This is a genomic window from Parafrankia sp. BMG5.11 (assembly GCF_004337455.1).
On record NZ_SJXI01000017.1, the window covers coordinates 176,191 to 199,230 of the forward strand.

Consider the following 23,040-nt stretch of genomic DNA (forward strand, 5'->3'; position numbering starts at 1 on the left):
GCTGGGGTCAATGCCCCGATTTGCCTGTCTCGCCGGGGCAGGGGGGCTACCCGGGACACTCGGCTCGGGGCCCCGTGGAGCGCTTCGACCTAGGCTGACCGTATGAAGGTTCGCATCGGTGTCGGGTTCGCCGCCGTCCCCGGCCGGGAGTTCGCCGCCCGGGTCGACACGGCCGAGGCACTCGGTGTGGATTCGTTGTGGCTTTCCGAGCAGCTCTCCGCCGCGAGCGTCGACCCGCTCGCCGGCATGGCGTATGCCCTGGGCCGCACCAGCTCGATCAAGGTCGGCACCGGGGTCGCCGTCCTCCCCGGACGCAACCCCGTCCTGCTGGCCAAGCAGCTGGCCACCATGGCCGCGCTGGCGCCGCGGCGGGTCCTGCCGGTGCTCGGGCTCGGGCCGGCCCGTCCGGCCGAGCGTGACGCGTTCCCGGTGCCGGCCGGGCGGCGCGGCGCGGTGTTCGACGAGGCGCTCCAGCTCCTGCGCCGGATGCTCGCCGAGGAGACGGTGACCTTCCACGGCGAGTTCTTCGACGTCACCGACATCGGGATCGGGGACCGCCCGGCCCGTCCGCTCGACATCTGGCTCGGCGGGGCGGCGCCGGCCGCGCTGCGCCGTATCGGCCACTACGGGGACGGCTGGCTGGCGAGCCTGGTCGACCCCGTCGAGGCCGCCGCGGGCATCGCCGTGATCAACGCGGCCGCCGCGGAGGCCGGGCGCGAGGTCGATCCGGAGCACCATGGGCTGAGCCTGCGGATCGCGTTCGGTGAGGTCCCCGCGGCGACGGCGGTGGCACTGCGGGGGCGGCGCCCCGGGCGCGACCCCGCCGACCTCGTCCCGCGCGGGTGGGCTCAGGCGCGCGAGCTCGTCGCCCGGTACGTGGACGCCGGGGTGAGCAAGTTCGTCGTGTACCCGCTGATCGACTCCGCCGGCTGGCCGGAGTTCCTCGACGGGTTCGCCCGCGAGCTCATGCCGTTGGAGACCTGACCGGCTCCCTGAGCAGCGCGGTCAGGTGATGGAGACGCCGCCGTCCACGACGAGGGTCTGCCCGGTGACGTAGCCGCCGGCGTCGGAGGCCAGGAAGATCAGCGCGGCGGTCAGCTCCTCAGGGTCGCCGAAGCGGCCGGCGAGGATCCGTGCCGACTGGCTCTCCAGATACCCGGGCCGGTACTGATCGGTCATCTCGGACTCGAAGAACCCGGGCGCCAGGGCGTTCACGCGGATCCCGCGCCGGCCCGTCCACTGCTGGGCGAGGTCGCGGGTCAGCCCGAGCAGGGCCGCCTTGCTGGCCGAATAGGCGGCCTGCGGGAGGCCGGCCGTCGTCAGGCCGAGCACGCTGGAGATGTTGATGATGCTGCTGCCCGGCCGCATGACGGCCGCGGCGGCCTGGGCCATCCAGTAGCAGCCGTTGAGGTTGACGTCGATGACCGAGCGGAACTGCTCCGGGGTCTCCCGCAGCGCCGGGTGGGCCGAACCGATCCCGGCGTTGTTGACCAGGATGTCGACCCGCCCGAAGGTGTCCATGGCGGCCGTGACGAGGTTCCGGCACGACTCCGGGTCGGCCACGTCGGTGCCGACGGCGACGGCCCGGCGGCCCTCCGCCTCGACCAGCGCGGCGGTCGCGGCGAGCCGGTCGGTGCGCCGGGCACCGAGAGTGACGTCCGCGCCGGCCTGGGCGAGCCCGCGGGCGAAGCCGACGCCGATCCCCGACGAGGCCCCGGTGACGATGGCGACCCTGCCGTCGAGGCGGAATCTGTCCAATACCGACATCTGTTTCCCGCCTTCGTGCGACCGGCGATGACATACCCGGACGGACGGTGCGTGCCCGCAGGGTGAGCTCGGCGCGCGCGTCCCGGATCTCAGGATTCTCGGCTCCGCGGCGACCGGCCGCGACTGGTCCGCGTACGAGCGATCGGGACGGGGCAGAAAGAGGAGGACGGCACCCGGATCACGTGGTACGGGCAGGTCGCCGCGTGCGGGCGACCGAAGAGATGGCGGGCCGGATGCGTGAACCACGAGCGTTCGACAAAATCAGGTCTCTTCGGTACTTCCCCTTTCTGGTGTTTCCCATCACAATCGTGGCCACCATCCTCGGCGGTAACTCGACCGGGACGGCGCCGGCGGAGGAGGAACCGTGGAGCAGGCTGAGGGACGTCGACTTGCCGCGCGGACAACGTCGGGAAGTCATGTGATCGTGGGCCTACGCGCGGGTGACGCCGGAGATCTCGCCGATGTCCTGCTCGCGGCGGAGCTCGCGGCGCGGATGGGTTCCCGCTTAGTCGTGGTCGCCGTGCGTGACCGATGGACGCGATGGGCCCGGTGGTCGGCCGGGATGTACGGAGCCTTCGGCATGGAGGGCGTCGCCTACGCCTCCCGCAGCGCCGAACAGGAGGTCGACGACGAGTTCCAGCAGCGCGTCGCCGACGTCGTGGGCCTGGTGAACGTCGACTGGACGCTGGAGTGGGTCAGCGGCTCCTGCGAGCGGGCGGCCCTGCGCTACGCCCGCCGGAACCCCACCGCCCTGGTCATGTTCCGGCCCCCGTCGGCCCGGTAGCCGCGCCTGTTCGGCCTCCGTTCAGCCTTCGTTCAGCGGCCGCCGGCGACGTCCAGGATCGCGCCGGTCGTGTAGGACGCGGCCGGCGAGCACAGCCAGGCCACGGCCTGGGCGACCTCGTCGGCGGTGCCCGCACGGCCGATCGGGATGCTGCCCGCCATCCGGGCGGGCCGCTGCGGCTCCCCGCTGCTGATGTGGATGTCGGTCGCGATGATCCCCGGGCGCACCGCGTTGACCCGCACGCCCTCGCCCGCGACCTCCCTGGCCAGGCCGAGCGTCAACGTGTCGATCGCGCCCTTGCTCGCCGCGTAGTCGACGTACAGCCCCGGGCTGCCGAGCCTGGCCGCCGCCGACGACATGTTGACGATCGACCCGCCGGCGCCGCCGTGCCGGGTCGACATCCTGCGGACGGCCTCCCCGGCGCACAGGATCGACGAGACCGTGTTGACGGTGAACATCCGGGTCAGCCGGCCGGCGGTCATCTCGTCCACCCGCATCTGGCGGTCGACGATCCCGGCGTTGTTCACCAGGACGGTGAGCGGGCCGAGGCGGTCGGCCGCGGTGAAGACCCCGGGGATCTGCGCCGGATCGGCCAGGTCCGCGGCGACGGCGGCGGCCCCGGCCGGCGTGCCGAGGGCCCGCGCGGCGGCGTCGCACTCCCGGACAACCTCCTGCGCGGCGGCCTCGTCCGAACGGTAGGTGACGCAGACCGTCCACCCGGCCCGCGCCAGCAGACGGGCGCAGGCGGCACCGATGCCCCGGCTGCCCCCGGTCACGACGGCGACCCCCCTGCCCGCGTCCGCCTGCTCCGGCTGAGTCATCGCGGTCATCACGACCCTCCCGATCAGCCGGGGATCTCCCCGGCGGCCCCGGCCTGCGTTCCGGGGCCCATTTTCCATCGGGCGGGGCTCGTGCCCGGCGCTCAGGCGGCGGAGCGGGCCAGCAGACGGCGGCGGCGCGGCCGCGGGACCGGCGCGGTGAGGGCAGGCCCGGTGAGCGCCGGCCCGGTGAAGGCAGGCGCGGTGAGGGCAGGCGCCGGAACGACGGGAGCCGGAACGACGGGAGCCGGAACGACGGGAGTGGGGACGGAGACGGGAACGGGGATGGGGGCGGAGGCGCCGCCGGCGATGACGCGGTAGGCCCGGACTTCCCCGACCCGCCCCTTCACCGGCCGCGGGTCGAGGGGGACGACGACGTCGGCGGGCAGCGCCGCCGCGGTCGCGGCGCTCACGATCGTGACACCCGCCTCCGCCATCGACTGGAGCCGCTGCGCGAGGTTCATCGTGTCCCCGACCAGCGTGTACTCCCGGTGCGCGTCGCAGCCCAGCAGGGCCGCCGCGACCTCGCCGGTGGAGACCCCGACGCCCAGCCCGAACGGCTCCAGACGGCGCCTGGTCCACCGCTCGTCCAGGCCGCGCTGGCGCCGGTGCATCGCGGCCGCGGCGCGCACCGCACGCTCGCGGTGGTCGCTGGTCGGGTCCGGCGCGCCGAAGACAGCGATCACCGCGTCCCCGGCGTACTGCAGGACGGTGCCGCCCTCGGCGAGGATCGCCGCGTTCATCTCCCGGCGGTGCTCGTCGAGCTGGTGCGCCAGCACCATCGGGTCGGTGCGCTGCGCGATGCCCGAGTAGCCGCGGACGTCCGACATGAGCACGGTGACGACGAGGCGTTCGGCGCGGCTCGCGGCGGTGGCGTCGTCGCGCAGCTTCTGCGCCAGGCCGCTGGGGAGCAGCCTGGTCAGGGCGACGTCCTGTTCCTCGCGCTTCATCAGCGCCTCGTGCAGCATGCGCAGGCGGCGCAGCGCGCCGGCCTGGCCCGAGCTCGCGCCCTGCGCGAGCCGCAGCAGCAGCGCGTCGATCGCCGCGTTGACGGCGGCCGGGGTGTCGCCGTGGTCGGCGGCGATGGCGGCCACGGGGCGCCCGTGGGCGACGTCGCGCAGCAGCTCCTCCTGCTCGCGGGTCAGCGTCCCGGCCTCGCGGACGGGCGTCATCACCGCGGCGACGATGTCCGGGTCCAGCATGGAGCCGCCGCCGGCGACCTCGCGGATGGCGCGCGCCAGCAGGTCGGGGTCGGCGACCCGCTCCTTGAGCAGGTAGGCGTAGCCGGACAGGCCGTCACGCAGCAGCGTGATCGCGTAGTCGGGCTCGTCGTACTGGGAGAGCAGCACGATGCCTGTCGCCGGGCTCGCCGCCCGGATGCGCTGGGCCGCCCGGACCCCCTCGTCGGTGAAGTCCGGCGGCATCCGGATGTCGGTGACGACGACCCTGGGGCGCAGCCGCGCGGCTGCGCGGACCAGCTCGTCGTGGTCAGCGGCGACACCGATGACCACGATGTCGGCGACGCGGGAGAGCAGCGCCCGCACGCCCTCCCGGACGATCAGGTTGTCGTCGGCGAGCAGCACGGTGATCGCTCCGGTGCTCCCGGTCTCGTCCGTTGGTCGGTGGCTGCCTGGTTCGTGGCCTGGTGTGGTGTCGCCCGCCGTGCCGTTGCGCGCCATGGCTCCATTCAGCCCGGTTCGCCTACACCGTCGCCAGCAGGCCAGGGTCACCCGCGCGGGGGTGCTGGCACCACCTCGGTGGGCCGACTGCCCCCACCGGCGACGGCTCGCAGGGGCCCGGCAGGGTCCTGGGCTGGGCTTTCGCGGCTTAGGTCGGCCCTCGGCGCCTGCCGGGCGCGCCGGGGCCACCCGCTGGGCCCGAACGAGCCGTACCAAGGCCGGGGGCGGTGACCCCATCGCGATCGGGGGGCTGGCACCACTGCCTTTCCGGGCCGAAACGCCGACACTCGGACAGGTCGCGGCCCACGCCCGTCGAGGCCGCGCACAGCCGGGGACGGCGGCGCCCGGGAATTGTCGGACCTGTCGGCGACACTCAGGGCGTCGTGTCCGTGGTGCCCAGCGTCATCGGTCGTCCGGCGGTAACGGTCGCCGAGCGAAATCGGTTGCCGTGTGGCGTTGGTTTGCCGAGTGTTGGTCCACGGGGGCGGCTGCCGGGTGTCACGTCCGGTGCGGTGGGCCCGTCCTTGTGGCGGGTCCGGAACGCGTCGACGAGGAGGGAAACATGGTCGGGGCTCCTTCGGCCGCGCTGCCACGGCAGCGACCCGCGGCCGTACCGGTGGCGTTGCCTGGGCTGATTCCCTTCGCGCCACCACCAGCCGCCGCGTCCGCGCGCCGCGCCGCCGCGCCGCCCGCCGGCGCGGCGCACGGCCTGGGTGACGCGCCGCCCGCCGGGGCGGGGGCCGTGGCCCGGCTCGCCCGCGTCGGGTCGTGGCCCTCGCACGCCTTCGAGCGGGTGCGCCCGCGGTGGGCGGGAGTGCGGCTCGGCCTGCTCGCCTACACGGTGGGCCAGGTCATCCTGCTCGGGCTGCTCTACGTCGGCTACAGCCTGAGCCGGCACCTGGCTACCGGCCGCGAGCCCGACGCACTCGGGCACGCTGTTGACGTCTGGCGGCTGGAGCGGTTCCTGCGCCTGCCCGACGAGGCCTCGCTGCAGGGCGTCGCGCTGGCGCACCAGTGGCTGCCGCACGGGGCGAACTGGTACTACGTCGGCGTCCACTTCCCGGCGGCCATCCTGCTGCTGGTGTGGGTGTTCGCCCGGCACCGCGACCACTGGCGCCGAGTCCGCAACGTGATCATCCTGGCGACGGGCGCCGGCCTGGGGATCCACCTGCTCTACCCGCTCGCGCCGCCGCGTTTCCTGCCACGGGTCGACTCGTCGGTCGGCCTGGTCGACACCGGCATGCTCTTCGGGCCGTCACCGTACGGGAAGGGCAGCGGCGGGGTCGCCAACCAGTACGCCGCGATGCCCAGTCTGCACGTGGGGTGGGCGATCCTCGAGGCGTGGGCGGTGGTCACCATCCTGCGCCACCGGATGCGCTGGCTCGCGGTGATCCAGCCGCTGGCGACCGTCGCCGTGGTCGTGCTGACCGCCAACCACTTCTGGCTGGACGGCATCGTGGGCGGCGCCCTGGTCGCGGGCGCGGTGCTGCTCGTCGGCCGCCGTCGCCCGGTGCCGGAGCAGCCCGCCCTGGTGAGCCTCGGGTTCCGGCCGTCCGTGGCCCCGCGGCCGGCCGCATCCGCGGGGTCCGCGGAGGTCTCGGCTGTGTCCCCGGGTGTCTCGGTGGTGCCTCCGGCGGTCGTGCCCGCGGAGCCGGTCGTGCCCACGCAGTCATCAGCGCCCGCGGAGCCGGCGGTACCCGCGGAGCCGGCGGTGCCGTCCCAGCACGGGCTCGAGAGTCCCGGAACCGGGAATGCCCCGGGGGACAGGCCGACTGCGCACACCGATCCCGTGTCGGCCGTGACGTAGCGTGACACGGCCGTGGGAGTCCCGCGGCCACCCGGATCTTCGGAGGTAGTGTGGAGACCGTCGACGTCGTGATCGTCGGGGCGGGGCTGGCCGGGCTCTCTGCCGGGATCTCAGATCCTGACCGTGCCACCGGTTCCCGGGCACCTGGGCACGCTGACCTCGGCACCTGCTGACATGATCGTGGCGCGGTCCGACTGATACCCGTTTGCGGTCGAACGTCCCGCGCCCTCCGGGCTACCATGTGTCATTGCGTGACACGTCGTTCACGATCTGGGGGTAGTCGTTGGCGGGCTATGCCGACGTGCCGCCCGGCAGTCTGCTGGACGCCGCGCCGGACGCGATCGTCGGCGTGCGCCCGGACGGGCGGATCGCGCTGGTGAACGCGCAGGCCGAGCGGCTCTTCGGGTACGACCGGGACGAGCTCGTCGGGCAACCGATGGAGATCCTCGTCCCGGAGGCGTTGCGCGGGGCGCACCCGGCCCGCCGCGGCGCGTACCTCTCCGACCCGCGGCCGCGGCCGATGGGCGCGGGCGTGGAGCTCGCCGCGCGCCGCCGGGACGGCACGGAGTTCCCCGCCGAGATCTCGCTGTCGGCCGTCCAGACCGCCGAGGGCATCTTCGTCACGGCCGCGATCCGGGACGTGACGAGCCGCAAGCGGGCCGAGGCCATGTTCCGCGGCCTGCTGGAGGCGGCGCCGGACGCGATCGTCGGCGTGCGCCCGGACGGGCGGATCGCGCTGGTGAACGCGCAGGCCGAGCGGCTCTTCGGGTACGACCGGGACGAGCTCGTCGGGCAACCGATGGAGATCCTCGTCCCCGAGTCGGTGCGGCACCTGCACCCGCGGCACCGCACCCGCTACTTCGACGATCCGCGGCCGCGGCCGATGGGCGCGGGGATGCAGCTCGCCGCGCGCCGCCGGGACGGCACGGAGTTCCCCGCCGAGATCTCCCTGTCCGCGCTGGAGACCGAGGACGGGCTGCTCGTCTCGGCCGCGATCCGGGACGTCACCGACCGGCTGGAGGCGCAGGCGGAGCGCGAGCGGCTGCGGGCCCAGGCGGAGCGGGAACGGCTCGAGGTACAGCTGCACCAGTCGCAGCGGCTGGAGAGCCTCGGCCAACTCGCCGGCGGCGTGGCACACGACTTCAACAATCTGCTCGCAGTGATCATCAACTACACGGCCTTCGTCGGTGAGGTCGTCGGAACCGCCGCCAGGGACCAGGGCGGCCGGTGGGAGTCCGCCCGCCGCGACATCGAGCAGGTCCAGCGGGCGGCCGACCGGGCCGCCCAGCTCACCCATCAGCTGCTCGCCTTCGGTCGGCGCGAGGTGGTCCAGCCGCGCCCGCTGGACCTCAACGGGGTCGTCCACGACATGGAGCAGTTGCTGCGGCGCACCCTCGGCGAGCATGTGGAGCTGCACACCTCCGCCCACCCGGGCCTGTGGACGGTGCTGGCCGACGTGGGCCAGATCGAGCAGGTGCTGGTGAACCTCGCCGTCAACGCGCGGGACGCGATGCCCGGTGGCGGCACGCTCACCATCGACACCTCGAACGTGAGCATCGACGACGAGACGGCGGCCGCCCGCCCGGGGCTGCGCGGCGGGCGCTTCGTGCACCTGCGGGTCAGCGACAGCGGGACGGGCATGTCGCCGGAGGTCGCCGCGCGCGCGTTCGAGCCGTTCTTCACGACCAAGACGAAGGGCGAGGGCTCCGGGCTCGGCCTGGCCACCGTCTACGGGATCGTCACCCAGGCGGGCGGGCACGTGGAGATCCTGTCGACGGTCAACGTCGGCACCACCGTCAGCGCGCTGCTGCCGGCCGTCGACGGCGCCGTCCCGGCGGCCGAGGAGCAGCTCGCCGACGGTGAGCTGTTCGGCGGCGAGACGATCATGGTGGTCGAGGACGAGCCGGCCATGCGCGAGCTCACCCGTCGCATCCTTGCCCGCAACGGCTACCAGGTGATCATCGCGGCGAGCGGGCCCGAGGCGATCTCGCTGGCGTCGACGACGCGGGAGGAGATCCACCTGCTGCTGACCGACGTGGTCATGCCGCAGCTGCTCGGCAGCGAGGTCGCCGAGCGGATCCGCCAGCAGCGGCGGGACCTGCGCGTCCTCTACATGTCCGGGTACGCCCAGCCCGTGCTCGCCCAGAACGGGACGCTCGCCCCGGGGCTTGCCCTGCTGACCAAGCCGTTCTCCGAGCGGGTGCTGCTGTCGAAGGTGCGGGAGGCGCTGGATGCCCCCGGCGGTCCCTTCCCCCCGCTCGGTGCGCCGCCCTGGCCCCGCGACAACTGACGGTGCCTACCCGCCCGCCTGGGACGGCGCCCGCGGCAGCCGCACCGCCGCGGACCACGCGCTGGTGACCGCGTCCGGGCTCAGCCGGGCGCCGAGGACGTCCGCGACCTGCCGCAGCCGCTCCAGCCGGCCCGCCGTCGCGGCGTCGGGGCGGAAGCCGTCGGCGTAGGCGACCCGCAGGGCCAGCTCGACATGCTCGGCACTGCTCCGCACCGCCACCAGCGCACGCGCCGGGCGCTCCAGCGGGTCGCTCTCCTGCAGCAGGAGCTGGACGGTCGCCAGCACGACAGCGACCTCCGCGAGCGCGGGCGGGGCGACGTCGATGTCCAGGCTGGTGTAGAGCCGGTCGACGAGGACCCCCTCCACCCGCTGGGTCAGGCCGAGCTCGAGCATCTGCCGGGGGCCGTTGCCGGGGCGGAACGGCGGCTGGGGCCGGTGCAGCGCGGCGGCGGCGTCGCGCAGGCGGGTCTCGATCTGGGTGATCTGCGCGGCGGCCTCGGCCGGCAGGCTCCGGCGCAGGCTCGCCAGCGACAGCAGGATGCCGGTGAGCTCCTGCATCGGCCCGTCGTGCAGCTCCTCGACGAGGGCCCGGTTCGCGCGCTCCTGGAGCGCGATCATGAGGAACATCAGACGGTCGGCGACACGTGCGTCGCCGGCCGTCCCGGACTGGGTCATCCGGTCCGCCGCTGGCGCCCACCGCCCGGCGGGTCATCGTCGACCGTGGGCCGGCCCGAGAGCCTGTTCACCGCGTCGAGCAGGTCGTCCGCCCGGAACGGCTTGAGCAGCACGGCGACGTCGTCCGGCGCCGGGTCGGTGGACGCGCCGCTGAGGATGAGGCACCGGCGCGGCACCAGCGGATCGTCGAGCCGCAGGGCGGCGAGCAGCTCGGTGCCCCGCTCGGCGCCGAGCCGCGTGTCGATGACCAGCGCGTCGAAGCCGAGCGGCCGCAGGGCGAGCGCCTCGGCGACGCCGCCCGCCGTCTCGACGGACCAGCCGCCGTCACACAGCACCCGGGCCGCCAGCAGCCGGATCATCTCCTGGTCGTCGACGACGAGCGCTCGTGGCCGGCCGTGGGTGCGCATCTCGCCTCCGCATGGGTTCCGCACACGCCACCTCGGTCGCCCCGAACCGGGGCCATCTCGCCGCCTGTCAGCCCGAACGGCGCCACCATACGGCACGACCCTGACACCGGACGGCGCAACCGGCGAAGTTGCATTTCCGATGTTCCGGGTTTTCGTCACAACGCGTGCTCGGCCTCGGTGTCCGCTGGCGTTGCGGCCTCGGTGACGGGGGCTGGCTCGGTGCCGGGGGCGCGCAGCGGCCTGGCGGGCGGGGAGGTGCGCAGCGGCTCGCCCGGAGGGCGGCCGTCAGGCCTGGACCGCTTCGCCTGATACATCGCCGCGTCCGCGAGGCGCAGGACGGCCTCCGGAGCGGCCGCCCCCCGCGACAGCGCGACGCCCACCGTGGCGCCCACCGTCACCAGCCGCCCGCCCGCGTGAATCGGCTCCCGGACGATCGCGGTGATCTGGTCGGCGGTCTGCCGGGCCACGGCCTCGACGTCCAGCCCGCCCGCGAGCGCGGTGGCGGGGCCGGCCAGCACCGCGACGAACTCGTCGCCGCCCACCCGGAAGACCTCACCCTGCTCCGGCAGGTTCCATGATCCACCCAGGCCGCCGCCGAACCAGGACGACGGGCGGCGGCGGAAACGGGGCCGCTCCCCGGCGCCCGCGGCACCGCCGGGAACGGGCGCCGTATCAGGCTGGCGCGGGCTGTTGTCGCCGCTGGCGTCGACCCCGCCGTCAGTGTCGCCGCTGGCGCTGCCAGTGCCGCCGCCGGCACCGTCTCCGCTACCGCTACCGCTACCGGCGCCGCCGCCGGTCAGGACCCGGCGGATGCGCGTGGCGGTCACCCGCAGCACATGATCGCCCACCTCGTGGCCGAAGCTGTCGTTGACCGGCTTGAAATAGTCCAGGTCGACGAGCAGGACCGCGTACGCTGTCCTGCGCCGCGCGACCGCGTCGAGGTGCTCGGCCAGCGCGGCCCGGTTGGGCAGCCCGGTGAGCGGGTCGTGCCGGGCCCGCCGGCGCAGCTGCTCGGTGAGGCCGCGCCGTTCCCCGATCTCCCGGCAGGTCAGCACCGGGCCCCGGGCGCGGGCGGCCGGCGGCCGCGGGGCGCAGGCCGTCGCCTCGATGTCGAACCAGCGGTGGCTGCCGTCGCGTGCCTCGAGCCGGATGTCCTGCAGCGCCCGGCCGTCCGCCGCCTCGCCGGCCGGGCCGGCGAGGAACTCGCGGACCGCCGCCCGGTCCTCCGGGTGCACGTATCGCAGCAGGTCGTGGCCGAGCATCTCCTGGCTGTCCCGGCCGAGCAGCGGTTCCGCCGCGGAACTGACGAAATCCAGCCGGCCGCTCCGGTCGAGGAGGATGACGATGTCGTGCGCGCCGTGCAGCAGCATGTCGAGCTGCTCGAAGTCCTGGCGCACCGCGCGCTCCCGGCGCCGGTTGGCCACGGCCAGCCCGATGACGGTGACGCCGATGATCCCGAAGAGCAGCCCGTCGCCGATCGAGCGGTACTCCAGCAGGCTCAGCTGGAACAGGTCGGCGGTCTGGTCCAGCAGGACGTATCCGCCGCCCGGGATCGCCGTGGCGACGGCGATCGTGTCCGGCCGGCTCGCCGAGCGCACCAGGCCGGGTGTGCCGTCGCGGACCTGCTCGAGGTCGGCCGGTTCGACCAGCGTCCTGCCGACCAGCGCCTCGTCCCAGGACAGCACCGCCCGGCCGCGCACGTCGAGCACGGAGATGCCGCCTCGGCCGAGATCCCCGGACAGGCCGTTCATGGAGCGCAGCGTCCGGGCGGCGGGCAGCACGTTCGTCGGGCACAGCAGTAGCTGCGCCGCCGCGGACCCGCCGCGCAGGATCGGCACGATGGAGCAGATCCGGGAGCGGCCGTTGACGAGGATCATCGGGGTGAGCGCCCCTTTGCGGCTGGCGTCGAACCAGAGATCGTCGCCGACGGGTATCGGCACGGGCGTACCGGGCGGCTCGGTCGCCATCGGCCGGCCATCGGGAGCGACGACGGCCAGCAGCGAGCCCGGGCCGGCAACGGCCGAGGTCCCCATGACCCGCAACACCTCGGTCAGCGCGGCGGGGTTCCCGAGCGGCCAGGGCATCTCCGAGACGACCCCGGTGAGGCGCCCGGGGTCGCTCAGGGCATGGGCGTACTCGGCGACGTGGGTGACGAGCTCGACGCCGGCGTCGATCCGCTGCTTCTGAGCCCTGTCACGCGCCGTGGTCTCCATCGCGAGCCCGGCGGTCACGGTCCCCAGCAGCACCACGACGACGGTCGCTGACGGGATCGCCGCCGCGAGCCGGTGCCGCAGCGGAGCGGGCGGGCGAGTACCCCCTCGGCGCCGGACGGACGGCCGCCGCGGCGACGGCCGCCGGACTGACAGCCGCCGGACCGACAGTCGTCGGACCGACAGTCGTCGGGCGGACGGGTGCGCGACTGACAGACGCCGCGAGGACGGGCGCGCGGCGGGCGGGGGCGAGACGGACGGGCTCCCCGTGGCCGGCGTCCCGGGCGCCTGGGGCGCCGCCGGTGTCATCGGGGGAGTGGGCGCGACCGCCTCGGACGGGTCGGGCTCCGCCTCCGCCACCACGCCGATCGAGTACCGGGCCCGGCCGGCCGCCTTCGCCTGGTACATCGCCTGGTCGGCGGCCCGCAGCAGCTGTTCGGGACGGCACGTCCCGCGGGCGACGGCGACCCCGACGCTGGCCGCGACCGTCACGCGGGTCTCGTCCAGGTCGATCGGCTCGCCGAGCGCGGCGACGACACGGGCGGCGATCGCGCCCGCGGCGGTCTCGTCCGCCCCGGGCAGCAGGATGCCGAACTCGTCGCCGCCGAACCGGCTGACGGTGCTCCCGGCCCCGGCCCCGGCGTCGGCGTCGGGCCCGGCCGCGATCCCGGCGCCGACCGTGCCGGTGAGGCGGCTCGCCACGACGGTCAGCACCCGGTCGCCGGCCGCGTGCCCGTAGGTGTCGTTGATCGGTTTGAAGTGGTCCAGGTCGATGTACAGCAGGGCGAGCGCGCCGCCGGCCGGCTGGTGGCCGAGGGCGCCGGCGAGCCGTTCGTCGAAGGTCGCCCGGTTCGCCAGCCCGGTGAGCAGGTCGTGCCCGGCCTGGAACCCGAGCTGGTCGAGCAGGGACTTGCGCCGCTCGATCGAGTGGAAGGTCAGGATCGCCCGTGGCGAGCCCGTCTCGTCGGCGAGGCGCCGGGCCGACACGTCGAACCAGTGCTCGTGCCCGGCGGCGGACAGCAGCCGGACGTTCATCACGGTTGCCGGCAGCGGCTCGTCGAGCAGCGCGGCGACCCGTTCCGCGTCGCCACCGCGCATCAGATCGGACAGCGGCCGCCCGCGCAGCGCCGCGGGATCGTGGCCGAGCCGGGTCGCCGCGGCGGGGCTGACGTACTCGAGCCGGCCGGCGGCCGAGACGGTCATGACGATGTCGCGGGTGGCGGCCAGCAGCGAGCTCAGCTTCCCGTGCCGGCGCCGGGCGCGGGTCTCCTCGTGCAGCCCGACGACCGCGATCGAGAGCACCGCGGCCATCGTCACCACCAGCAGGGTGATGTTGCGGTGCGATCGCTGCTCCCGTAGTTCCGCGTAGAGCTGCGCGGTCGGCTGGACCAGGTAGGTCGTGTACCCGGTCGCCGGCTGGGCGGCGGCGACGTGGGTGTAGCCGTCTTCGCCGCCGGTCGTCCAGACCCGGGTGCGGTTGGTCGAGCGCCAGGCCGCGCTGAGCTCGGCGGGGTCGAGCACGCGGGTCCCGGGCAGCGAGAGGTCGGTTGAGACCACAGCGATGCCACGTGCGTCGATGGTGGAGACGGCGCCCTGCCCGCGTAGCCGGAGGAGCGTGCCCATGCCGGTGCCGAGCTGCCGCTTCGACTCCTCGGTGGACACGCTGACCAGGACCGCCCAGGGCCGCGGGCCACCGACCGGGATGACGGTGGCCCGCGCCGCGTGCCCGTTGAACGGGAAGACCGGCGAGACGGCGCTGCCGCCGCTCCACGCCGTCGACCAGGCCGGTCCGAGATCCTCCGGACTCACCGCGCCCTGAGCCGGCCGGACCGACAGGAGCGTCCCGGCGCGGTCGAGCAGCGCGACCAGCAGCGTGGTGTCGCCCGCCGGAGTGATCTGGAACTGGGCGGCGAGCTGGTGATTGCGGGCCTTGTCGTTGGGGTCGAACGCGGTGCGCTCGACGACGGCCCGCAGGCCCGCCGGGTCGTCGGCCGTCGACTCCCAGGTGGCCAGGTTGCTGATCAGACTCACCCGGTTCGCCAGCCGGTCCCGTTCGATGTCGGCCAGCCAGCGGCTGCCACCGGCCAGCGCGACCCCGCTCAGCGCGAGAATCGCGATCAGTCCGCTGACCAGCGGCCACCCGGCCAGCCGACCGCGGCCGAACGACCACCTGACCCAACGGCGCTCACGCCTGACCCGCCGCCGCTCGACCCGCCGCCGAGCGCGGTCGCCGGGCGTCATCCGGTGTCGCCGGTCGCCCATGGTCATCCGCTAGTTTCCATTCCCCCGCCGCTGCCGATGCGACGGCACCCCGCCGGGACCGTGTTTGGTGACGGTATTCGGTTTTGATCCGTCGAATCCCGGCAGGGGAAGAGCATACGAGTTGCGCCGCGGACTGTTTCACCCGACGGGTACCTGTGTGGTTCTTACACCGCCGGGCCCGGCCGGCCGAATTGCTCCAAGTGGGAATCGGACGCGCCGTCGCGCGCGTGTCGGGGTGTCTTTCGCCCGCGGCCGGGCCGGTGGGTCAATCGACGGAAGCTGTGTTACCGGCCACTTCGAGGCCGGTTCGGCAAATCGGGCCGGCGGCCCGGTACGGGGATGGCCGGCCGCGGGCGATACACCGGATACCGGTGGCGGCCGGGCCGGTGAACGCCGCGAATCCGGCGCCGGGCCGGGCCGGGGCGGGGCGGGGCGCCGTGCGGGCCGAGTCGGTGCCGCCTGCTTGCGCCCGCGCCATCACCCCGCGGTCGCGGCGGCGCGGGCGCCGCGGTAGCGCCGTGATGCCCGGTGCGACCGTGCGGAGGCACTGCGGCCACAGCGACCTCGTTGACATTCGTCCGAGCGTCTGTTTGTGATACTCACAGTGACCATTGTGTCTCCGTGTACCGGGCTCCTGGAGTCACCGTCACCACGGGCAGGCTCCTGTGGAGGACGTGCAATGCGCTGTTCGTGGCGTCGTCGCGGGGCGCCGGCGGGCCCGCCGGCGACGGGGGCCGGGGTGACCCTGCGCAACCGGTGGGCCGGAAGCTCGCCCGGCTAAACGGCGGTGAAGCGGTGGGGCGGGGCATTGCCGCCGGCACCGCTAAGCGGCCCTGTGGTAGAAACGATGGGTCGGAAAGTCGCCGTCCGTCCACCGCGTATATCACGAAGTCGTATATCACGAGCGCACGCATCCCGCGGCCGCATATCGGCGGCCGTGGCGGTGGCGCGGCGGCGATGGTGCCCGCGCGTGGCGGCATTGGGTGTGAGATGCCGGCAGGCGGGCGCCGGTGACATCTGTGCGTATCCGGTCGGCGTTCGGTTTGCCAGTCAGCATGCGCTGGTGTGCCGGCGTGCCGCCGGAAGTCCGTGGCTTCTACCGGCATCAATGCCGGCTGGGATTTTCCCGGGCACTTTTTCTGTTTGCGTGCCGTCGGTTGATGTTTCCCGCGTCGTCCGGTCGCGGGGCGGTCGCCCGCCGGGCCGCCTCGGCCTGATCGGCCTGATCGGCCTGATCGGCCTGATCGGCCTGATCGGCCTGATCGGCCTGATCGGCCTGACCGGCCTGATCGGCCTGACCAGGAGATCGGCGTGACCGGCCTGATCGGGTTGGTCCGTAGGGGCCGAATCGGCGCCGCGCCGTGGCCTGAAGGCGCGAACGGTGATTCACTCCTTCTGTGCCCTACCGTCGCACCACCGCAGTCGACGATCGGTTGGCCGCCGCACGTGAGCGACTGATCGTCGCGGCCACCGACCTGGTGGCGGACGCCGGGTGGGCCGGCGCGTCGGTCACCGCGGTCGCCGCCGCCGCGGACATGTCGGTCGGCTCGGTCTACCAGCACTTCCCGTCCAAGTCGGCGCTGGTAGTCGAGGTCTTCCGGCGGGCGGCCGACCGCGAGGCAACCCTGATCTCCGCCCTGGCCGCTGTGTCGACCGCCGCTGTGCCTGATGCCACGGCCCCGGGTGCCGCCGAGGCGCCTGCGGCCGGGGGCGATCCCGTCGACCGACTCGTCCAGGCGGTCGCTCTGTTCACCCGGCGGGCGCTGGCGCGTCGCGGCCTCGCCTACGCGCTGCTCGTGGCACCGTCGGACCCGGCGGTGGAGGCCGAGCGCCTGGACTTCCGCCGCCGGTACCGGGACGTGTTCGCGGCTCTGGTCCGCGAGGGCGTCGAGGCGGGGTCGCTGCCGGCACAGGACCCGATGGTCGCGGCGGCGGCGCTCACCGGCGCGATCGGCGAGGTGCTCGTCGGCCCGGTCTCGATGACCGAGGAGCTTCCCCGCGGCGGCCGCGAGGCCGAGCGGGTGGTCCGGGAGGTGGTGGCGATGGCGTTGCGGTGTGTCGGCGCGTGCCCGGTGGAACGCGGCTGGCCGTCCTTCTCGGCCGGTCCTGTCCCCGTGGCCGGGCAGGTCGCCGTGGCCGGGCAGGTCCCGGCGCCGGCGGGCCGTCCGCCCGGTGGCACCGGATGACGGCGGACGGCGGTGGCCCGACGCATCGCGTCACCAACCAACCACCGCCGCTGGTCGGCCACGACGTCGCCGAGGATCCCGCACTGCTGGAGGCGCTGGCCCGCGAGGGCGCCGCCGGTCACGCGGACGACCTGCACCGTCTCGGCCGGCTCGCCGGCACGGCCGAGGCGCAGCGATGGGGCGACGAGGCCAACCGGTGCCCGCCCGTCCTGCGCACGCACGACCGGTACGGGAACCGCGTCGACGAGGTCGACTTCCATCCGGCCTGGCACGAGCTGCTCCGCGTGGCCGTGGGCGCCGGGCTGGCGGGAGCGCCGTGGGCCGCCGACCGGCCGGGCGCGCACGTGGCCCGCGCGGCCGGGTTCCTCGTCTGGGGGCAGGTCGAGCAGGGCCATCTGTGCCCGGTGTCGATGACCTACGCCGTCACACCGGCGCTGCGGGCCGCCCCCGACCTGGCCGCGGCCTATCTGCCCGGCCTGACCAGCACCGTCTACGACCCGGGCCTGCGCCCGCCGCTGTCCAAGCGCGGCCTGCTCGCCGGCATGGGGATGACCGAGAAGCAGGGCGGCTCGGACGTCCGCGCCAACGAGACCACCGCCGTCCCGGCCGGGGACGGCTCGTACCTGCTGCGCGGGCACAAGTGGTTCACCAGTGCCCCGATGAACGACGTGTTCCTGGTGCTGGCGCAGGCGCCGGGCGGCCTGTCGTGCCTGCTCGTCCCGCGGGTGCTGCCGGACGGCGGTCGCAACCCCTTCCTCATCCAGCGGCTCAAGGACAAGCTCGGCAACCGCAGCAACGCCAGCGCCGAGCCGGAGTTCGACCGGACGCTGGGCCACCTGGTCGGAACGGAGGGCCGCGGGGTGCGCGCCATCATTGAGATGGTCGCGCTCACCAGGCTGGACTCCGCTGTCGGCGCGGCCTCCGGGATGCGCGCGGCGCTCGTCGCGGCGACGCATCACACCCGCCACCGCTCGGCGTTCGGCTCGCTGCTCATAGACAAGCCGCTGATGCGCAACGTGCTGGCCGATCTCGCGGTGGAGTCGGAGGCGGCGGTCGCGCTCGTGATGCGCGTGGCCGGCGCGGTGGACCGCGCCGAGCACGGCGACGAGGGCGAGCGTGCCTTCCGTCGTCTCGCGACCGGCCTCGCCAAGTACTGGGTGTGCAAGCGCCAGCCGGCCATGGTCGCCGAGGCGCTCGAATGCCTCGGCGGCAACGGGTACGTGGAGGAGTCGGGCCTGCCGCGGCTCTATCGCGAGGCCCCGCTCAACGGCATCTGGGAGGGCTCCGGCAACGTCAACGCGCTGGACGTCGTGCGGGCCCTGGGCCGCGAGCCCGCGAGCCTGGCCGCCTACGGCGCCGAGGTCGACGCGGCTGCCGGTGGCGACCGCCGGCTCGACACGGCGTGGCGTCGGCTCCGAGCTGAGCTGGACGACCTGCTCACCGGCACCGGCGGCGCGGCCGGCACGAGTAGGGCGGCCGGCACGAGTAGGGCGGCCGGCACGAGTAGGGCGGCGGGCGCGGGTGGGGCTGGCGGGGCGCCGGTGATCGAGCTGGTCGCGCGCCGGCTCGTCGAGCGGATGGCGCTCGTGCTGCAGGGCTCGCTGCTGGTGCGGCACGCGCCCGCCGCGGTGTCCGACGCGTTCTGCGCGGCCCGGTTGGGCGGGGACGCGGGCCTGGCCTTCGGGACCCTCCCACCCGGGCTCGACCTCGAGGGCATCCTGCGCCGGATCCCGCCCGCCACCGCCTGACGTCGGCTGACGTCGGCTGGCATCGCCTGACATACGAGGTCGCGGGCCTGCCTCCCGGCTTGACGCGGGCGGCCGAGGCCGCGACCGGGGCCGGCCAGGCCGGCCGTCCGGGCCGGGAGCCTGATCGCGTGGCCGTGCGTAAGCGATCAGACGTGTGCGGAGAGTGTGCCTGGAGGGTGTGACAAACGTCGGATATGACTCTGGGCGGTACGTCCCGTTCTATCCTGACTCTGGACAGTTTGTAGCGGTCCGAGACTCGCGCTACTGGAAACGCAATGTAGTGTTCGCGTAACGGAAGGTGACGGGCCACCTCCTGGGCTGGGCCCGCGTCGCCTGCCTCCGGGGGTGTGATGATCGTCTTCTTTCTCGCTGTGGCGTCCCTGGTGGTCGTCGCAGGCATCTTCGGGCTCGTCCGAGGAGTGGCCGAATGGGCCTGGATCTATGACCGCCGTCGGGCCGGAATCGTCACCGCGGCCGGCGTCACCGTGGTTCTCGCGCTGAGCGCGGTCGCGGTGCGCCTCTCCGGCCCGGCCGACTCGGCCGCGACCGCACCGCCGGCCAGCCCGGACGTGCCCGAGGCCTCCGGCCTCGTCGTCAAGGAGCCCGACCCCGCGCCGTCACCGGCCACGGCCGGCTCGCGCCCGGTCGCGGCCGGCCCCGATCCGGACGCCGAGACGGCCACGGCCACCGGCGCCGGGTCGGGCTCCGGTTCCGGCTGGCCCGTGCCGGCCACGCGGGGCGGCGCCGGTGGCGCATCCGGCTCCGGCGGGCCGCGCACCACGTCCGTGCCGCCGGTGCCGACCCGGGGCGGGTCGTCCGGGCCGTCCTGGCCGACGGGGTGGGATCAGCCCACCACCGTGCCGGGCCGCCCGGGCGTGCCGGCGACGGGGAGCGGCGGGCCGAGCCGGTCGCCGTCGCCCAGCACCAGCCGCACGCCGAGTCCCAGTCCGACCACGCCCGCCGGTCCCCGCCGGACGCCGCCCGCCAGCACCGGCACCGGTCACGCGCCCGCCGGGCCGCGGTCCACGGCCCAGCCGACGGCGAAGCCGACCTCCAGGCCGACACCGAAGCCGACCACCGGCAGGTCGACAACCGGCCGGCCGACGGCGGGGCCGACGATGACGGTGCGGCCGTCGCCGAGCCCGACCAGGCCGTACCGGCCCTCCAGCCCGTACGAGACGGCCGTCCCGGCCCAGACCGCGCCGCCTCGGACGGCTCCGGCCCAGACCGCGTCGACGCCGACGCGGTCTGGGCCGGTCCACACCGCGCGGCCCCAGACCGGTCCGGTGTCGGGTCCGGCGTCCGGGACGACCCGGCCCAGGTACTCGCCCGCGGCGCCGACCGCTCCGGGTCCGGCGCGGTCGGGTCCGGCGGCGCCGTCCCGGCCGCATGGCGCCGCGACCGCGGTGCCCGTCGGAGCGATCGGTCCCGCCCGTACCGGCGGTGCCGGCGCGGCGCCGGCAGGCGGCACACACGTATCCGCTCCGGCGGGTTCGCAGGGGCGGCTGAGCACGCCCGCCGCGCCGGCCCTCTCGACGGCCTCCTCGAAGCCCTCGTCGACGCGCCCCGCGCCGGGTCGGCACACCGCGGGCCGGCCCGCGGCCGGGCGGGTCGCGCCGCGGGCCACCACCGCCGCCCGGCCGCCGGTGTGCCCGCCGAGCACCGACCGCCGGGCGCGAGGCACCCAGTCGCGCCCGCACGACGCGGCGGCCCACCCGCGGAGCGGTGACCAACGGGGCGGTGACCGGCGGGTCCAGAGCTCGCAGGCGCACCCGAGGGTCGCCTCGGCGGCGTCCAAGGCCGGGCCGGCGGCACGGCCCGCGGCCCGACCGCCGCGGCAGAGCCATTCCAGGTGAGTCACCGCCATTCCCGGTGAGCCGGCTATTCCAGGGTGAGTCGGGTTCGTCCCACACCGACACGCTCCTCAAAGTGTCGAAGTTCTTACTCTGGGTGAGATAGGTTCCCGCGGACACTGCACCGGCGAGGCTGGGGGACGGATGCGGGCAACCGCGGCGCCGCGGAGGCGGCCGTGATCGTGCTTCTCGCCGGATCGGTCGCCACCGTCGCCATGGCCGTCCTCCTGGTCGGCATCACCGGCCTGCTGCGCGGGCGGGTGGCCTGGGCAATGATCGAAAGTCGGCCCGGGGCCGGCCTGGTAACGGCGGTCGGCTTCACAGCCGCTGTGGCCGCCTTCGGCGCGATGGCTCCGTCCGGCGGCGACCGGGACGCGACGATCATCGCGCGGCAGTCGGACGGCGATGACCACCAGAGCGGACAGATACCGGCGGGTCTGCAGCGCGGCGACTCCGCGACCGGCCTGCCGCGGGCGGCCCCCCGGCAGTTTCCCGCTCCCGCCATGCCCGCTCCCGGAGACGGCTACAGGGCCGGTCTCGGCGGTGCCTCTCCGTGGCCGGACAGGACCTCGGCCGGCCCCGGCCCCGGCGTCGGTGATGGCGGCGGCGATCCGTGGGCGCAACCGGGCGGCGGCCAGGCGTCCGCGAGCCCGACCGGCCCGCCGGGCGGTGCGACGCCGACCGCCGGGCCGGGCGCCGGGCCGACCCCGACCGCCTCGCCGAGCACCGCGCCGTCGCCGACCGGCCCGGTGACCGCGCCGGCCCCGCCGGCCTCTCCTGTCCAGCCGGCCTCTCCGGCGCCGCCGGCCATGCCCGGGCCGCAGCCTGACCCGGACGTTCCCGGTGCCGACAACCGGATCCCGTCCGGCCAGGGGCCGGGCTCCGGCGCTGGTCAGCAGCCCCCGACGACGCCGCCGGGGTCGGTGCCGGCACACGGCCATCCAGCGCCTGGCACGGACGAGGCATGCGGCCCGGTCGGCCCACGCCCGCCCGACGGCCTGCCGGAGGTCTGGGTCGGCGACATCTTCTCGGGCCTGGCAAGTCGCTGCGTCTGACAGCCGTCGCGCCGGGCGCGCCGCGCTCCTGGCGTTCCCGCCGCCCTGGTACTGGTCCCGAGTCGGAAGTAGCCGAGAGCCGGAAGCAGCTCGGCGTAACGGCCAGCTCTCGCCGTGTTCCATCCCGTCCTGGGTGGCGCAGGCACGGTGCCGGGGCAGGCTCGGGCGGCACGGACACGGGGCCGGGGCGCGTTACGGGTACGGAATTTATGCATCAGGGACCGTCGCCCGGTGATGCGTGGCGGGTGGGTGAGTCCTGGCTGTCACTCAACCGCCGCGGTTGCTCGGCACCGTGCATGTGGATCTGGTCGGCGGGAATTATGTATCGCTTCCGGCCGTTTCCGGGGTCCCCGGTGCTCCTGCGCACGCCGCCCGTCGATGACGCGGCCACCACCGGCCGCAGTTGATCATGGTGTTCCGCGGAACCGGAACACCCGCCGGCCGTGGTCGCCGCCAACCTCGGTCGATCCTGGTGTTCTGCGCGGGTGGTTGCTCGGCCGGCCGGATCAGCCGAGCGGTTGTGGCGCGGTGCGGCGGGCCGCGACGAGCGCGGTGACGGCCGCGATGTTGCCCGTGGCCCACGCGTCGAGCTGGGCGGGCAGGTCGGCCAGGGCGGAGTCGAGGACGAACACCCCGCGGGTCGGGCAGGACGCGCCGATCTCGACCAGTACCGGTCGTAGGTGCACCTCGACCGCCAGCGCGTGCTCGGGCGCGGCCGCGACCAGCACGGGGATCGTCGGCACCCCGGCGAGCTCGCCCTGGCCGATCTGGTCCAGCAGCAGCTTGAGCAGCCCGGTGTAGGTGGCCTTGTACGTGGGCGTCGCGACGACCAGGACGTCCGCCGCCTTCATCGACGTGACGGCCGCCTTCACCGCCGGGTCACCCCAGCAGAGGAGCCCCGGCCCGAGCTCGCTGACCTCGATCACCTCGGCCACCGCCTCGGTGTCGGCCGGAAGGGCGCGCACGACCTGGGCCGCGACCGCCTCGGCGACGGCCCGCGTGCGCGAGTTCGGCTTCGGGTTGCCGACGACGCTCAGGATGCGGCACTGCGCCATGGTGTTGCCCTTCTGTGTGCACTCCGCCCACGAGAGCGCCCCGTCGAGAGTCACGAGCGGGCCCCGTCGAGCACCGGCGCGCGGCTGCTATCCGGCTGCTATCCGGCTCCCAGCCTAGCCCGTGCCACTTGTCGGCACCGTTGATCGCGAACTGCCGGGAGACCGGCTCCGGCCCCTGGGGCTGGCCGGTTCCGGCCCGGGGGCCACGAAGCGAACACACCAAAGTCGCCAGGAGCGTTCGAGTCGTCTCCTGAGGTGACAGAGTGATGTGGAAGCTTTGTGGACGACTCGTCTGTGCGACCTAAAGTCGCGAGAAGAGTTCGATTCGTGTCGACGTGGTCGACCAGTGGCCTCCCGGTCGTACCGGGAGGCGCTCCGCGCATATCCGGAGACCCTTACGTAAGGGTAGGGTTGAAGTGCGTGCATCTCGAGGACGGGGGCGTC

At 74.6% G+C, this 23,040-nt stretch carries 16 protein-coding genes; 8 read left to right on the forward strand and 8 right to left on the reverse strand.

Translation table 11 applies throughout. The annotated features are described in order from the left end of the window. Window positions 1–102: 102 nt before the first annotated feature. Window positions 103–984 (forward strand): TIGR03854 family LLM class F420-dependent oxidoreductase, encoded by an 882-nt coding sequence (locus tag E0504_RS13975; protein ID WP_112106117.1) that lies wholly within the window; start codon window positions 103–105, stop codon window positions 982–984. A gap of 21 nt (window positions 985–1,005) precedes the next feature. Here the strand turns inward: E0504_RS13975 and E0504_RS13980 are convergent, their stop codons facing one another. After that, window positions 1,006–1,767, reverse strand: a complete 762-nt coding sequence (locus E0504_RS13980; RefSeq protein WP_112106116.1) for an SDR family NAD(P)-dependent oxidoreductase — start codon at window positions 1,765–1,767, stop codon at window positions 1,006–1,008. 364 nt (window positions 1,768–2,131) lie between these two features. Here E0504_RS13980 and E0504_RS13985 point away from each other — a divergent pair, with 364 nt between their 5' ends. Beyond that, a complete protein-coding gene (locus E0504_RS13985) occupies window positions 2,132–2,551 on the forward strand; it encodes a hypothetical protein (protein WP_198541328.1) in 420 nt (139 codons plus the stop codon). A gap of 32 nt (window positions 2,552–2,583) precedes the next feature. Here the strand turns inward: E0504_RS13985 and E0504_RS13990 are convergent, their stop codons facing one another. Together E0504_RS13990 and E0504_RS13995 are read right to left on the reverse strand one after the other, a co-directional pair. Further along, entirely contained in the window at window positions 2,584–3,372 is a 789-nt protein-coding gene (locus E0504_RS13990; protein WP_112106126.1) for an SDR family oxidoreductase, read from the reverse strand. Window positions 3,373–3,473: 101 nt separating this feature from the next. Next, window positions 3,474–5,048, reverse strand: coding sequence for an adenylate/guanylate cyclase domain-containing protein (locus tag E0504_RS13995; RefSeq protein ID WP_131624702.1), 1,575 nt, complete (start codon window positions 5,046–5,048; stop codon window positions 3,474–3,476). A 562-nt stretch (window positions 5,049–5,610) separates the two neighbouring features. Between E0504_RS13995 and E0504_RS14000 the strand changes: the two genes are divergently transcribed. Next, a complete protein-coding gene (locus E0504_RS14000; protein ID WP_112106124.1) occupies window positions 5,611–6,855 on the forward strand; it encodes a phosphatase PAP2 family protein in 1,245 nt (414 codons plus the stop codon). Window positions 6,856–7,138: 283 nt separating this feature from the next. Beyond that, window positions 7,139–9,145, forward strand: coding sequence for a PAS domain-containing sensor histidine kinase (locus E0504_RS14005; RefSeq protein WP_112106114.1), 2,007 nt, complete (start codon window positions 7,139–7,141; stop codon window positions 9,143–9,145). A 6-nt stretch (window positions 9,146–9,151) separates the two neighbouring features. Here E0504_RS14005 and E0504_RS14010 read toward each other — a convergent pair whose 3' ends face one another. From E0504_RS14010 to E0504_RS14020, 3 genes are all read right to left on the reverse strand, one after another. Further along, window positions 9,152–9,820 (reverse strand): histidine kinase, encoded by a 669-nt coding sequence (locus E0504_RS14010; RefSeq protein WP_112106113.1) that lies wholly within the window; start codon window positions 9,818–9,820, stop codon window positions 9,152–9,154. Continuing rightward, window positions 9,817–10,227: a response regulator gene (locus tag E0504_RS14015; protein ID WP_071064067.1), complete on the reverse strand. Its 411-nt coding sequence runs from the start codon at window positions 10,225–10,227 to the stop codon at window positions 9,817–9,819. The genes E0504_RS14010 and E0504_RS14015 overlap by 4 nt, the downstream gene beginning before the upstream one ends. Before the next feature lie 155 nt (window positions 10,228–10,382). Further along, window positions 10,383–14,705, reverse strand: a complete 4,323-nt coding sequence (locus tag E0504_RS14020) for a diguanylate cyclase domain-containing protein (protein WP_131624704.1) — start codon at window positions 14,703–14,705, stop codon at window positions 10,383–10,385. 964 nt (window positions 14,706–15,669) lie between these two features. Here E0504_RS14020 and E0504_RS14025 point away from each other — a divergent pair. The 3 genes from E0504_RS14025 to E0504_RS14035 all read left to right on the forward strand — a co-directional run bounded on the left by E0504_RS14025 (window position 15,670) and on the right by E0504_RS14035 (window position 18,633). Continuing rightward, on the forward strand, window positions 15,670–16,014 hold the full coding sequence (locus E0504_RS14025) for a hypothetical protein (protein ID WP_131624705.1): 345 nt from the start codon (window positions 15,670–15,672) through the stop codon (window positions 16,012–16,014). A gap of 82 nt (window positions 16,015–16,096) precedes the next feature. Further along, on the forward strand, window positions 16,097–16,885 hold the full coding sequence (locus E0504_RS14030) for a TetR/AcrR family transcriptional regulator (protein ID WP_112106112.1): 789 nt from the start codon (window positions 16,097–16,099) through the stop codon (window positions 16,883–16,885). Further along, window positions 16,882–18,633, forward strand: a complete 1,752-nt coding sequence (locus tag E0504_RS14035) for an acyl-CoA dehydrogenase family protein (protein WP_131624707.1) — start codon at window positions 16,882–16,884, stop codon at window positions 18,631–18,633. Before E0504_RS14030 ends, E0504_RS14035 begins: the two co-directional genes overlap by 4 nt. A gap of 1,000 nt (window positions 18,634–19,633) precedes the next feature. Here the strand turns inward: E0504_RS14035 and E0504_RS14040 are convergent. After that, window positions 19,634–20,494 (reverse strand): hypothetical protein, encoded by an 861-nt coding sequence (locus tag E0504_RS14040; protein WP_131624709.1) that lies wholly within the window; start codon window positions 20,492–20,494, stop codon window positions 19,634–19,636. A gap of 168 nt (window positions 20,495–20,662) precedes the next feature. Between E0504_RS14040 and E0504_RS14045 the strand changes: the two genes are divergently transcribed. Next, on the forward strand, window positions 20,663–21,541 hold the full coding sequence (locus E0504_RS14045) for a hypothetical protein (RefSeq protein WP_112106108.1): 879 nt from the start codon (window positions 20,663–20,665) through the stop codon (window positions 21,539–21,541). Window positions 21,542–22,047: 506 nt separating this feature from the next. Here E0504_RS14045 and E0504_RS14050 read toward each other — a convergent pair. After that, entirely contained in the window at window positions 22,048–22,596 is a 549-nt protein-coding gene (locus tag E0504_RS14050; protein WP_112106123.1) for an NAD(P)H-dependent oxidoreductase, read from the reverse strand. Between the last annotated feature and the right edge of the window lie 444 nt (window positions 22,597–23,040).